The sequence below is a fragment of the Vibrio sp. RC586 genome, assembly GCF_000176715.1.
Lineage (GTDB): Bacteria > Pseudomonadota > Gammaproteobacteria > Enterobacterales > Vibrionaceae > Vibrio.
Genome location: NZ_ADBD01000014.1, coordinates 63,788 through 77,219, shown reverse-complemented (window position 1 = coordinate 77,219; position 13,432 = coordinate 63,788). Strand labels below are relative to the sequence as shown.

Annotated in this window: 13 protein-coding genes; 6 read left to right on the top strand and 7 right to left on the bottom strand. The window is 47.8% G+C overall.

What is annotated here, in order from left to right; translation table 11 throughout:
• Nucleotides 1-41: 41 nt before the first annotated feature.
• On the top strand, nt 42-371 hold the full coding sequence (locus VOA_RS00785) for a DUF2500 domain-containing protein (protein ID WP_001147125.1): 330 nt from the start codon (nt 42-44) through the stop codon (nt 369-371).
• Here VOA_RS00785 and VOA_RS00790 read toward each other — a convergent pair.
• The gene (locus tag VOA_RS00790; RefSeq protein WP_032468434.1) at nt 368-1,381 is read right to left on the bottom strand and encodes an acyltransferase; all 1,014 of its coding nucleotides are present in this window, start codon (nt 1,379-1,381) and stop codon (nt 368-370) included. The genes VOA_RS00785 and VOA_RS00790 overlap by 4 nt on opposite strands.
• A gap of 209 nt (nt 1,382-1,590) precedes the next feature.
• On the opposite strand from VOA_RS00790, the gene VOA_RS00795 reads away from it, so the two are divergent.
• Nucleotides 1,591-2,061: a Dps family protein gene (locus VOA_RS00795; RefSeq protein WP_001095479.1), complete on the top strand. Its 471-nt coding sequence runs from the start codon at nt 1,591-1,593 to the stop codon at nt 2,059-2,061.
• A 111-nt stretch (nt 2,062-2,172) separates the two neighbouring features.
• On the opposite strand, the gene VOA_RS00800 is transcribed toward VOA_RS00795, so the two are convergent.
• Nucleotides 2,173-3,399 carry an EAL and HDOD domain-containing protein gene (locus VOA_RS00800; RefSeq protein ID WP_000288842.1) on the bottom strand — a complete coding sequence of 409 codons (1,227 nt, stop codon included), beginning with the start codon at nt 3,397-3,399 and terminating at the stop codon, nt 2,173-2,175.
• A 25-nt stretch (nt 3,400-3,424) separates the two neighbouring features.
• Entirely contained in the window at nt 3,425-4,042 is a 618-nt protein-coding gene (rhtB, locus tag VOA_RS00805) for a homoserine/homoserine lactone efflux protein (RefSeq protein ID WP_000351240.1), read from the bottom strand.
• Between the two features lie 72 nt (nt 4,043-4,114).
• Between rhtB and VOA_RS00810 the strand changes: the two genes are divergently transcribed.
• From VOA_RS00810 to VOA_RS00825, 4 genes are all read left to right on the top strand, one after another.
• Complete coding sequence (locus VOA_RS00810) at nt 4,115-5,110, top strand: alpha/beta fold hydrolase (protein WP_001083476.1); 996 nt, start codon at nt 4,115-4,117, stop codon at nt 5,108-5,110.
• Nucleotides 5,111-5,222: 112 nt separating this feature from the next.
• Nucleotides 5,223-6,050, top strand: a complete 828-nt coding sequence (locus tag VOA_RS00815; protein ID WP_000206329.1) for a Cof-type HAD-IIB family hydrolase — start codon at nt 5,223-5,225, stop codon at nt 6,048-6,050.
• Between the two features lie 262 nt (nt 6,051-6,312).
• On the top strand, nt 6,313-7,857 hold the full coding sequence (locus VOA_RS00820) for a COG3650 family protein (protein ID WP_032468429.1): 1,545 nt from the start codon (nt 6,313-6,315) through the stop codon (nt 7,855-7,857).
• Nucleotides 7,854-8,465: a tRNA-uridine aminocarboxypropyltransferase gene (locus tag VOA_RS00825; RefSeq protein ID WP_000092776.1), complete on the top strand. Its 612-nt coding sequence runs from the start codon at nt 7,854-7,856 to the stop codon at nt 8,463-8,465. Before VOA_RS00820 ends, VOA_RS00825 begins: the two co-directional genes overlap by 4 nt.
• A 46-nt stretch (nt 8,466-8,511) precedes the next feature.
• Here the strand turns inward: VOA_RS00825 and VOA_RS00830 are convergent, their stop codons facing one another.
• The 4 genes from VOA_RS00830 to VOA_RS00845 all read right to left on the bottom strand — a co-directional run bounded on the left by VOA_RS00830 (nt 8,512) and on the right by VOA_RS00845 (nt 13,429).
• Nucleotides 8,512-10,998, bottom strand: a complete 2,487-nt coding sequence (locus tag VOA_RS00830) for a bifunctional diguanylate cyclase/phosphodiesterase (protein WP_000495594.1) — start codon at nt 10,996-10,998, stop codon at nt 8,512-8,514.
• 109 nt (nt 10,999-11,107) lie between these two features.
• Complete coding sequence (gene yigB / locus VOA_RS00835; protein ID WP_000899924.1) at nt 11,108-11,827, bottom strand: 5-amino-6-(5-phospho-D-ribitylamino)uracil phosphatase YigB; 720 nt, start codon at nt 11,825-11,827, stop codon at nt 11,108-11,110.
• Between the two features lie 2 nt (nt 11,828-11,829).
• The gene (gene xerC, locus VOA_RS00840) at nt 11,830-12,762 is read right to left on the bottom strand and encodes a tyrosine recombinase XerC (protein ID WP_000845503.1); all 933 of its coding nucleotides are present in this window, start codon (nt 12,760-12,762) and stop codon (nt 11,830-11,832) included.
• On the bottom strand, nt 12,731-13,429 hold the full coding sequence (locus VOA_RS00845) for a DUF484 family protein (protein ID WP_000084660.1): 699 nt from the start codon (nt 13,427-13,429) through the stop codon (nt 12,731-12,733). The genes xerC and VOA_RS00845 overlap by 32 nt, the downstream gene beginning before the upstream one ends.
• Nucleotides 13,430-13,432 lie beyond the last annotated feature (3 nt).

Genomic DNA, 13,432 nt, shown 5'->3' with positions numbered 1-13,432 from the left:
CATTCGCTAAAATGACTGCGTATTTCGCATAGGAGGCGGACATGCCCTACACTCTGTTGATCTCTTTAGCTTTATTGATTATTGCTGCACTTTGGTTTTTCAGCCACTTCTATCGTCGCCACATTCATGGAGAAAATGCGCCAGAGAAAACTGCCGAAGTGACGATTCTAGATAAGCAGGTTATCGATATTCCTCACCCACTTCCCGGCCAAGACGATCAAGAGTTTTGGATTTACGTACAAAAAGGTCGTGTAGGGCCTAAACGCGAGTTTCAAGTTGGCATTCATTATTTCCATGCGCTCAATCCCGGTGATAAAGGCACTCTTACCTACCGTGGCACCCAATTTCTGCATTTCGCCTTAAAACGCTAAGGCAACAGCCAACGTGTTTTAGGGCTGCGTGAGACTAGCCAACTGATCCATAACGATCCCACTCCACTGATTACGACCCAGAGTGGGATCACCCACGCAGGATTTCCTTGCCACCAGCCATACGCTTTCATTGGCCAGAGAAAAATAGGATGCAATAGATAGATACCTAAGCTATGTTGGCTGACAAAGCTAACACCTCGCTGCCAACTCAACGGCAGCTTAGTGGCTAAGGCGCGCGCCAAGATAAACACCATACTCGCTATTAACACCACATTGATCGTCTTGTATGAAAACCAACGTCCAACGCTGTACTCATTCTCGGCCAGACTAAGCATCACCACGCCATGTACCGTTATATAAAGTGAAACCAGTCCAATTAAGGCTATCCCCAATACACTCCGACGATGTAATGGCCACTTTTGATAAAGTAGATAACCGAGTGGTAAATACCCTGAAAATAGCCACAAATCATTACTCCAAGGCCCATCTAGCCTTAGCAAATTCAGTGCTGTGGTCAGCAACCACACCGCCACTAAAGTGTAAAGCGCAGAATTATCCCAACGTTGAACGCCCCATTGCAGGAAAGGGATCACTAAATAAAGTGGAATAAAGTAATAGAAAAAGCCTAGGTGGTAATAGGTTTCATGCTGTGGACTTGAGAGTAAAGTTTGCCATGCGATTGCACCATCAAAGCCAGAGACACTCCAACCAGATAAAACGGCATAAAACAGTGACCAAACCACAAACGGGATAAGCACTTTACCCAATCGCCGCTCTAGGTAATAACGCAGCGCAAAAGGCCTACGATCGCTCAACATGAGCGCTCCTGAGATCATAATAAATACTGGCACCGCCCAACGACTTGCTCCATTAACCGTAACAGCGGTGAGCCACTCAGCGAAAGGGATCGCCCCTAATAAATCGCGATAGGGAGCTAATACATGAATCGCAATCACGGCTACCGCGGCGATCGCTCTCAATAAATCGAAGAAAAAGACTCGTTGCTGCACATTCAGTTCCTGTTTTTTCATTGCACTATAAAGACTCTTCGTCCATGCCTGTTAATCTTGAGTCAATCTCCCGCAAAAGGTCACATCCCATTCTCCCTTGATAGTCTGTGGCTATTGAATAAATCAAAATAAGCAAATTTCCTTCACCACCTTCCCCGCTTATTCTTTACTCAAGCCGCAAGGCAGAACACATAACTGAGAGGTGTAACATGAATACGAATTTGATTGGTCTTGATACCACACAAAGTCAAAAACTGGCGAATGCGCTCAACAACTTACTCGCTAACTATCAAGTGTTTTACATGAATACCCGTGGTTACCACTGGAATATTCAAGGTAAAGAGTTTTTTGAACTGCACGCAAAGTTTGAAGAGATCTATACCGACTTACAGCTAAAAATTGATGAATTGGCAGAGCGTATTTTGACGCTTAGCGCTAGACCTATGCACAGCTTTAGCGGTTATCTCAAAGCAGCGCAAATCAAGGAACATACTGACTCGCTTGATGGCCATAGCAGCATGCGCGGGCTAGTGGAGGGTTTTAGTATCCTACTCCACCAACAACGTGAGATTTCAGAACTTGCGGGTAAAGCAGGGGATGAAGGGACGTCTGCGTTAATGAGCGATTACATCCGTGAACAAGAGAAACTGGTTTGGATGCTCAACGCTTGGCTGAAATAAATTGCCGAGGCAATAAACTGAAAAAACACAAGGTGCAGAAAGGTTAACTCTATTTGGTCGGTCAGCCTTTATTGTCCTACACCCTCAGAGTCGGGCTGGCCGGCCACCTCACTAGATTAATCGATTGATGTCCTGGCTCCAACGCTGGGCTTCAATCAATTCCTGACGAACATCTTTCAAATCGAAACCAAGTTGCTCACAATGTTTTTCAACCCCTTGCCAATCCGCTTTTTCAAAACACTCTTCCAAATCAAGTAAGGTTCCTAATGGGCCTTCTCGATCTCGCAATGCCTGCTTCACGTCATCGGCTAGCGGTAGCTGTTCCACCAATTGATCAATCGAGGTATCCAGTAACGCGTCCAAAACCGAAAACATACCAATGAGAAATGCTTGATCACGATAGGCTTTAAAATGTGGGTGCATCGCCATCAATTGGCAAAATTGCGCTCTTTGCAACGATAAGTTGTACAACTCTTTCGGCTTCGTGGAAGAAATATAAGAGGCCACCGCTAAAGAGACAAAGATCCGCAGTTTATCCTGCCCTAAGTAAACCAAGGCTTGTCGAAATGAAGAAATCGACACCGAGAGTCGATCCGACATGGTATTCACAAAGCGCAGTAGCTTATAAGAGAGCGCGAGATCTTGCGCCACCAATCGTTCAACTCGGACATAATCCACTTCAGGCTGGCAAACTTCATTAAACAACTGCATAGCAATGACATGCTCTGGGCTAACGTAACGCTGCTTAATGATTTCGGGTTTACTGAAAAAATAACCTTGGAAGAAAGTAAAACCAGCATGGCGTGCTTGGTGAAACTCATCTTCGGTCTCAACTCGCTCAGCTAAAAAGCGGCGGCGACTCCCCTGCGATAGACGATCACGCACAAACTCACACGCCTTGTCCAATCCCATCGCCATGATGTCAATTTTGACAATCTGCACATAAGGTAGAAAGCGCTCCCATGCGGGTGAGTAGACGAAGTCATCCAAGGCCAGCAAGTAACCACGCTGACTCAGCTCTTGTATCGCCTCAAAGAGATCATCGGTGGGTTGGCAAGTTTCGAGTATTTCCACCACGATCTGTTCACGCGGCAGCGTTAATGGCAAACGCCGAATCAGGCTTTTATGCGGAAAGTTGATAAAACAGCGTGAATGAGCAATCCGTGGATTGGTTCCCATGGATAAAAAGTTTTCAACGATGAGTCGATAGGTAGCCCGATCCGCATCCATGTACTCAGGAAATGAGTTTTTCTCTCCATCACGAAACAGTAGTTCATAACCTAACGTGTGTCGTTTCGCATTCAATATCGGTTGGCGTGCAACATAGGTAGTGTACATGGTTTCCTCAAAGAGCGGCTTTGCTTTAGGCTTTGGCGGTTGCCAATAACATTCCGCAACCCATAAACATCGAACCAAACAGTTTATTCATTTTGTTCATTACGTTTGGAGAACGGATATAACGCCCCAACTGAGCAGCCAACGCGGTGTATCCGAACATGACAATGGCATCAATGGTAACGGTTGTCAGACCGAGAACCAAGAACTGTGGCAATTGATCCCTTGTTGGATCAATAAATTGGGGGAATAATGCCACCAAAAACACAATAGACTTAGGGTTAGTCAGGTTAATCAATACCGCTTTACGCAAGAGCGCCAATTGTGAGAGCTCCGCCTGCGGAGAGATCGTGGCCAATGGAGTGCTATCACGCCATTTTTGAATACCTAGCCACAGTAAATAGGCCGCCCCCACCCACTTAATTAGGGAGAACGCAAACGCCGATTGAGCCACCAAGGCACCAATCCCTACCCCCACCAACACAATGTGACAAGCCAGACCAATCTGCAAACCGATGATCGCCCCAAGAGAGTGGCGTGTACCATAACTTAAACCATTGCTGATCGAATTGACCGTACCCGAGCCGGGAGCCAAACTAAACACAATCGCAGTCAGCACATAGGCAAGCCAAACATGGATATCCATTGCAATTCCTCATTCCTGACTTATGCTAGCCAACAGAGGCCAAATGCCAACGCGCCAAAAAATCATCGACTTATGAACTCTGACAAAAAACCTCATCCTTATACGCAAGAGTCTCTCTTGGAGCAAGCTCTCAACTTTGAGATAGCTCAAGTGTGGCACAATCGCCATGAAGGAACTTATCGCAGTTTTGATAAAAAGCACATTTATTGGTGCAGTCTAAAACATCCTGCACACCAAAAAGCGGTCGTGATCGTGAATGGTCGTATTGAATCAGCGTGGAAATATCAAGAGCTGTGTTATGACCTTTTTTGTCAAGGGTTTGATGTTTATACCTACGATCATCGAGGCCAAGGGCTATCAGATCGCTTGACCGAAGATCAACAAATCGGTTATGTCCATGAATTCCAAGATTATGTAACTGATTTACAAGGCTTGGTCGCACATTTCGATCTCAACGGCTACCCGCAACGTTTTTTGCTGGCTCACTCCATGGGGGGGGCTGTCGCAACACGCTATCTTCAAACTACGCCAAACCACCCTTTTCATGCCGTAGCCATGAGCGCCCCAATGTTTGGAGTCAATATGCCTTGGTATCTGCGCCCCATTGCCCCGCTCATCACCCAATTGATGACAGCATTTTCACCGCAGCCAACCTATGCGCCGGGTTACGGGGCTTATCACCCAAAACCTTTTCATCTCAATCTACTAACGCACAGTGAAATCCGCTACCGACTGTTTCGAGAGCTGTATGAAGCACATCCTGAATTACAAATTGGTGGCCCGAGTCATCGTTGGGTATGGCAAAGTTTGCTCGCCACTAAACAGTGCTTACAAATGACAAGACAGATCAAAATACCCATGTTGATCTTACAAGCGGAAGAAGAAGCAATCGTCTGTAATCAAGCACAAAACCGGTTACTCAAGAAACTGTCACGGACTCAACAATATGCCGAGTTACAGACAATTTTAGGTGCTCGACATGAACTGCTTTTTGAGCAAGATGCTTATCGTGATCAGGCGTTGGCGCATATTTTACGCTTCTTTTCGACTCATTCAGTGCAAGCTTAAAATTGAGGAAAAACCACAAGAGAGGTTTACCCTCTTTTTCCGCATTTAATTCCACTACACTAACAAGATAGGGTGACAGGTCATCCTGCCTACAGTGAAACATGAGAACTTTATGACCACTTTCGCACAAAAACAGCTTTATAAAATCGTGGCGTCGGATCTCGACGGTACCTTACTCGCCCCTAACCATCAGTTGAGTGATTTTTCAAAACAAACGCTCAAACAGCTGCATGACCAAGGTTTCACTTTCATTTTTGCCACTGGCCGTCACCATATTGATGTGGCTGGTATTCGTGAAATTGCAGGGATTCCGGCTTACATGATCACCTCCAACGGCGCTCGTGTGCATGACCAAAATGACCAACTGATGTACAGCAAAAACGTACCACAAGATTTGGTACAAGCCATCATTGATGTGGTGAAGGAAGATGAACAACTGTTTGTTCACCTGTACCACAATGATGAGTGGAGGCTGAACAAAGAAGATGACGTTTTGCGTAACTTCCACGAAGACTCAGGTTTCAGCTATCGCATTTTTGATATTGATAATGCACCGACCGATGGCATCGCGAAGATTTTCTTTACTCACGAAAATCAAGAACATGAACATCTGGTTCAGTACGAAACGCTGCTTAACAAACGCTTTGGTGACAAAATTAATGTCGCGTTTTCAACACCTTGGTGTTTAGAAGTGATGTGTGCTGGCGTGTCGAAAGGGGAAGCTCTGCAAGCCGTTGCGGAATCACTGCAACTGGGCTTAGAAAACTGCATCGCATTTGGTGATGGCATGAACGATGTCGAAATGCTCTCCATGGCAGGCAAAGGTTTAGTCATGGGTACCGCTCATGAAAAAGTGTTTAAAGCCCTGCCGAATAATGAAGTAATCGGCAGTAACGCAGATGATGCCGTCGCGCATTACCTGCACCAACATTTGTTCTAAACCTTTCCTAACACTCTCCCGCAGCTCTCACCAAGCAGCAGGATTCTTCATCGACGGCAGCGACATGCTGCCGTCAGTATTTTCACAACGTCACACTCCAACGCTCAGCCCAGAAACTGCGAAACACTTCGCAAGCAAAGGGATTATGTGTCCGCACTCTGTCAATTGAACCCTGTGACGGTTTAGCATGTCCTAGCCTTTATGCCATAATTTCGGCCACTGAATCCGTACTCCATCCATATCGAGCCAAAGGAATTGATCAATGAGAGCTTCGTCCCTCTGCGTTATCTCGCTTACTATGCTACTGCAAGCGTGTTCCAACATCTCATCCCCCAGCGTAGAACCAGAACCAACACCAGTCATCCCCGCTTCGCTCGATAACCCCGAAACCATCCAACCACAAAGTTTTATGTTGCGTGGCGAGGTAGTTGTAGGCCATGAAGTGCGACGTTTTACGCCGTGTGGTAGCCATCAACAATACTGGCTCAATTTACCCCCAGAACAACTGCGTGAAGCCCTTGCACTCAGCCAAAGTCCATATCAGCCCTTGTATGGGGAGATGGTGGGGACGTTAACACCGCCGAGCCAAACTGGCTTTAACGGTGATTACGTGGCACGAATTGAAGTTCAGAGCGTTAACCAACTGAGCCGTGAAAGCCGTGGTTGTGAGCAAGCCGCCAACCCAACTCGCGCCTTTGGTAATGAACCGTTCTGGTCAATCCGCTTTGTCGATGATGGCTTGCAATTCCAACCTTTAGGTGGCGAAAAACAGCAGTTCGCGATTACGCGTACCCAATTGAGTAACGAACAACGCCGCTATCAATTTGATCAAGGTGAACTGCTGCTTGAGCAAGGGCAGTGTAAAGACGGCATGAGCGATAATTTCTATCAATGGCGTTCAACTCTCTCGCTCAAAGGCGAGCAATATCAAGGCTGTGCAACCTTGGCGAATATTGACCCAACCCTAGAATGGAGCGGCGTCTATTTTGCAAGTTCAACCGAACAAACGGGTTTTAGTGTCAGCTTAACCTTAGAAAAAGATCACACTGCACAAACGCGCTATGAATACGCCAATGGCGAACCGGCCGTCATTGAACAAGGATACTGGCAACAAATTAACCCTGACCAGATCCAAGTGGTGATGACCCGCCACCAGCAACAATACCTGCTCTCTGAACGCATTTTTACTCGTGATGGTTATCAAATCACCGCCGAAAAAGAAAAAGTTGGGCAATCGGTTTACAACATCGCGGATGGCGGCTTGGTGCTGTTTCGTTCCATGATTGAACTGAGCGAAGCAACACCGCCCCCCATCGTAGGCCAAGCGGCTATTCATGCTCAGCAAATCGCAGGGCGCGCGGATTATCAAGAAGAGGTGGATCAAGCTATCCGTCGCTACTTCACTTTGCACAAAACCGCGCCAGATAAAACCCAATATCGTTGGTTGAAATATGATCTCAATGGCGATGAGCAACCCGAATTACTGGCTCAACTTGATTGGTGTGGTACCGGAGGCTGTACTTTGCTGATTTTCGAGCAGCAAAATCAGCAGTGGCAGTTCAACAGCCGCATTACTCTCGTACAAAATCCGATTCACTTAGGTAAACAGACCCAACATGGTTGGCAAGACTTGATGCTCAACGTGCGTGGTGGTGGAGCCAAACCAGCTCTACACCGTTTGCAATACAATGGCATTAGTTACCCCACTAACCCAAGTGTTGCACCCGAAGCCAGCGCAGATCAGGTAAGCCAAGTGATCCTGTTTTCGGATGGCCTCTCACCCATGCAATCGGGTGTCAAACTGTGAGTTCGGCGTGTCCTGAGTGCGGGCTAAAATACCAATGCCTCTGTACTGCTATTCCTCAGTTCAGTGCACCGTTTCAACTCTCGCTGCTCACCCATGACAATGAGTGGCAGCGAGAGACCAATACCGGACGCTGGTTGATCAAATCCATGACTGAGTGCCACGCTTACTCGTGGAGTCGAGTATCTGCCAACACCGAGTTGCAAGCACACATCACCCAACCCCATACGCGATCATTTTTGGTTTACCCTTCAGAAGAGAGTGTGGCTTTAGAGTGTGCTATCCACGCTCTGAAACCAGAAGAAATCGCGCACTTTATTGTGCTGGATGCAACGTGGCAGGAAGCCAAAAAGATGGAGCGCAAAAGCCCTTGGCTAGCCGACTTACCGCGAGTCCATCTCACCACACAGCAAGCCTCTGCTTATCGACTCCGGCGCAATCAACAGCAAGGCAATCTGTGCACACTGGAAGTTGGGTTAGCTTTATTGCGCCAATTTCAAGCCAAGTCGCAGGCCGATGTATTAGAGCAGTTTTATCACTATTCGATGAACGTGTTTCAGGCAGATAAAAGCGGCCATTGCTGGATAGAGGGTTCTACTTTCCCGACTTGAAGTGCAGCAGCATCGGCTGCAACTTCAAGCAGGCTGAAGCTTACCACTACCCCAATCGGGTTGGACGACCTAGGAAGTAGCCTTGTAGGTAATCCACCCCCATATCCTCACTGATGCGACAAACCGTCTGGTTATGCACAAATTCAGCCACGGTTTTTGCATTGAGCACTTGGCACAATTTCACGAGCTGCTCTGCGATTCGACGCTGCTTCGCATCCTGATCAATATTGCGGATCAAGCTACCATCGAGCTTAATCACTTGTGGCTCTAACTTCACTATCTCATCAATGTTGGAATAACCACTACCAAAATCATCCACTATGATGGTCGCCCCCAGTGAGCGGAAGTGGTTACACACTTCAATCATCCGTCCGTAATCTTTAATTTGCTCACTTTCGAGCACTTCTAAACCAACGCGTGAAGGATCCGCCATCGATTTGATCGCCGCTTCTAAATGCAGCAAAGTACGCTCACTCATTAAGTCCTGCGGAGACAGGTTGATGGAAAACGCTTCTGGCCGATGGCGCATCATATTGAAAGTATGGGTGATCATCTGCCGGCTTAAACGAGTGTACAGATGCGTATCGGTAATAATGGGGAGAAAATGGCCGGGAAGAATAATTTCGCCTTCATCTTCAATCCGCACCAAACACTCGTAAGAAGCAACAATGTGATTGCGTGCCTGACAAATCGGTTGTGCGTACACCACCACATCATCACGCAGCACAGCTCGGCTAACGCGTGATAGCCAGTTAAGCCGCTCTTGACGTACCGTTTCCTGAGTTTTAAGCCGTGACGCATTACAAAAATGACGATTGTTACTAAACGCGTTGCGGCGTGCTTCTATCGCACGCAGCAATAAATCGTCTGGTGTATGTTCGGTAAAGTCACTTTGACTGACCAAACCTGCACACAACGAAATCGAGAGATAGTCGACATTCGGCAGCCCCCATGGTTCGAAGTTGACGTGTTCCAACTGCTCAACAAATTGATAAAAATGGCTATGGATCCCTTTCCCATCCACTCGAGAATGGAACACGGTTGCCCACTCACCGACACCGATCGCATACAGTACACTGCACCCTTCAAGTTTTTGATCCAGATAACGTTGAAACTGCTCGCTCAAATCACACAGCAATTTATCTCCAACGGGATAACCATACTTCTCATTAATCTGGTTGAAGTTGGTCACTTTGATCACGATTAAGTGTTCATTTTCTGCAAACGTCTGTAATCGCTCGCGTAATACCACACGGTTCGGCAACCCTGTGCGGCGATCTCGGCGGTAACTGGCGGTGAGCAGTGAAGTTTGCGCACGGATCTGCTGCGCGAGGTTATCTGTCATCACATCCAAATCGTGAAACGCATGACGAATCAAGTTAAACAAGGGCGATGTGACAACCTGAGGATAAATTGGCAACGGTGCAAGCTCAATATCGCGCAGCTCACCTTCACGCAGGGCAAGGAACGTCATGCTATGGTGCATTACCTGCTGCTGCCCTTTATGATGCAGTAATTCTCCCCAACAGTAACAGCCATCCGTAGGGGCCACCGCTTGCAAAGGCCGGAGTTCATGATTTTCATGCATGAAATTCAGCCGCAAGGCGCAGTTAAACACCCACACTTGCTGACACTGCTTGGCTTGCAACTGCTTCGCAGTGAAGTGTACTTGCTCCAGTGTTAAGGAAGGATGGTTAAAGCAAAAACGCACTTCATCTTGTACAGTCAATGGTCGATCAAAACAGATCCCACCTTGCGGGTCTTGGCTCAGCGGCAGAAAAATATCTTGCTGGCGATACTCACCTTTAAGCAGCGGAAAACTGATCAGCCATTCGCGCGGCATGTCTGGTTGCAGGCCTAGATTACGCTCATAAATCGCTTCAATCGGCTCATCATCAAGACTTATCACCCGATTGCCGTCTACCACAGTAACACGATAAGCTCGCCCCACTGGCTGCCATTCGGTGTAACCCCCAGTTTCAACATGCAACGCCTCACCATGTAGCGCAACGGCTACACTGGCATCTTGGTAACAAGTATCATCCAACAACACCCAACGTCCTGCTGGCGTTTGTTTGGCGGCACCTCCGGCAACGGGAACCTCAACACCTTGTAAGGTTTGCAAAGCAAACCGCGGTACTTGCAATGTATCCATCTGCTCGGAAAAACAGACAACGGCTTTCGTGGCTTCATGAAGTTCTAACCGACGAGCTAAGCGCTTACCATCCTCAACATAATCGTCACTGTAGGTGACCACTGCGCGACTAAGATACGCCTGCTCAAATACCGTAATTTGCAGCAACGTCGTTTGACGATGAATCTCGCCTTGGAAAATGACCTCTTCCGTACTGCAACCTAATAAACAAGCCTGCGGAAATTTGTTTCGGATCTGTCCAGCCAGCTCAAGAACTTGATCTGGACTGAATGAAGAGAAAATCTGGACGAGTACGGATTGCCCATAGGGAAGATCAATCGCTTCGAGCACCAAGCGTGCCGTTGCCAAATCAGGGATGAGACGAGAAACCGTAAACATAAAGAGCAGCTAAGGCAGTGAAATGTTTAAGCATTATGCAATGCAAACCTTACCGCAGACCATACTCAATATTTAGGCAATGTAATTTTTGTGACTCGATGATATGAATCTAGTCTAGTAAGATAAGTAGTTGTGATAAACATTCAATCTCGACATCAGGTAGCACACTGGCTTGATTGTGTCGACGAATGCTCTGCCCTTGGTCATTAAACCAGCACACCTGAAAACCATTTTGCCGAGCGCCTAGTACATCCGTTTGCAAATGATCCCCAATATGCAAGATTGAACACGGTTCAAGCTGCAGTTGCTGTGCCGCTTTCTGAAAGAGGTCAGGATAAGGTTTGGCACGTCCATCCGGCCCAGCACGCAGCACAGATTGGAAATAATCACTCAAGCCAATTTTTTCCACCTGCACATTACCATTGGTGATCGCTATCAGCGGAACCTTAGCCGCCAACTCAACCAACACACGATGGGTTTCAGCGGGCACATCCACTTGATTACGCCAACGCATCATTTCTTTAAGGGTTTCACTGGCCGCCTGCTCCGCTTGTGGTTGCGTATATCCCAATTGACGTAATCCGTACATCACCTGCAAATAACGCCATTGACTCACATCGTGACACTGATCGGGAAACTGTTTCGCGATATCGCGTTTCAGCGCTTGCCACCAACTCAAGGGCCGCGTAGCAGTCACAGGATGCTGGGTTAATAGCCATTCAGTCACCTTAGCCTCCACACGCTTAATCACCGGACGGTTGTCGTAAAGCGTATCGTCCAAATCAAACGTAAGTGCTTGAATCGGAGCCAATGAGCGATAAAACAGCATACTTAATCCTTGTTCTTTTTGCGGGCGCGAGGGTGCGCCTGATCATACACCTGAGCCAGATGTTGAAAGTCGAGGTGAGTATAGATTTGCGTGGTGGCGATATTTTCGTGGCCAAGCAACTCCTGCACGGCACGCAGATTATTGCTCGATTCCAACATGTGCGTAGCAAAAGAGTGGCGCAGTTTATGCGGGCTAATATGGCTCGCGACCGCTTGCTTCTGCCCCCATTCCGCCATGCGTTTTTGCACGCTGCGGTGCGAAATACGCGTACCGAGTTTGGAAACAAACAGCGCCGTTTCGTCACTATTGGCCAACTGACTGCGCAGTTTCAGCCAGTTCCCAACCCACTCTTGCGCTTGTCCAGCAAACCAGACTTTGCGCTCTTTGTTACCTTTACCGATGACGCGAATTTCCCCGTCACGTAGATTGACGTCTTTCACATCAATCGACACCAGTTCCGCCAAACGTAAACCTGAGCCATACATGAGTTCCATGATTGCACGGTCGCGAATGGAAAGTGGATCATCATCGGTCACCTCCAGCAGCTGCGCCATTTCGTCAACATCAAGGTTTTTCGGCAGCGGACGTTGCTTGCGTGGTGCCGAAACGCCTTTCGCAGGATTCGCCTGCAACTCACCGCGCAAAATCAGAAAATCGAGAAAACTGCGCAATGACGATAAACGGGTAGAAATGCTACTGGCTTTCATGCCTTGTCGCTTACCCAGTACGACCAATTGTCTTACCCACGCCGCATCGAGCTGAGGCCAGCTGGTTAAGCCTACCTGCGCTAAATAGCGCGCCATGGTTTCTAACTGCTGTTTGTAATTACGCTGCGTATAGAGGCTCAGCCCTTTTTCACTGTGCAGATAAGCATAAAATCGTTCCAGCGGCTGAGCTAACGCATTAGGAAGCGGGGTGAGTTCTTCGGTCTTCATCGTGTGACTGCCAAGGTAAAGTCTCTATCAGATGAGCTAAGACTAACGCCAGATGGCGTAAAAACAAGGTGTCCATACTCGGCTGAAAATGGCCGCCATCTTCACTCGCAAAAGCCAAGATACCCAACGGAGCTTGGCGATGTAAGGGTAATACCACATAGGAGCCCATTTCCGGCGCAGGTCTATCACCCAACAGACGTTGGCGATCCGCTTGCCGTAAACGGCCTAAATACGCTGGCTTGCCATTAAAGTGATTGGTCGAAAAGCGCTGCCAATCCTCACTGGCTAAACCATATTTCTCATCATGTCGCTGCATAAGGCGCACATAAGCACGTAAATTCAACTCACGCGCTTTCGCTTCAATGGCATGCAGTACCGCTTGCAAAGACGAGCATTTGAGGATCTGCTCTTGCAAATCCATAAACTCATGGAAAGTGCGATCGTTATTCGCGGCGAGTGACATCAAACCGGTGATCTCTTCTTCGAGATCTTCAATCCGCTGACGCTGCCGCGCTAACTGCACGTGAGCGAGCGATACAGCGCCCGTTTGCGTCGGCAAAGCCAGTCGCTCAACCAAATAGGCATGGTGCTGAAAAAAGTCGGGGTGTTCATAAAGATACTCTGCCACCACTTGGGTGGTCAGAGCATCTGCCGTTACCTGAGACAAAAT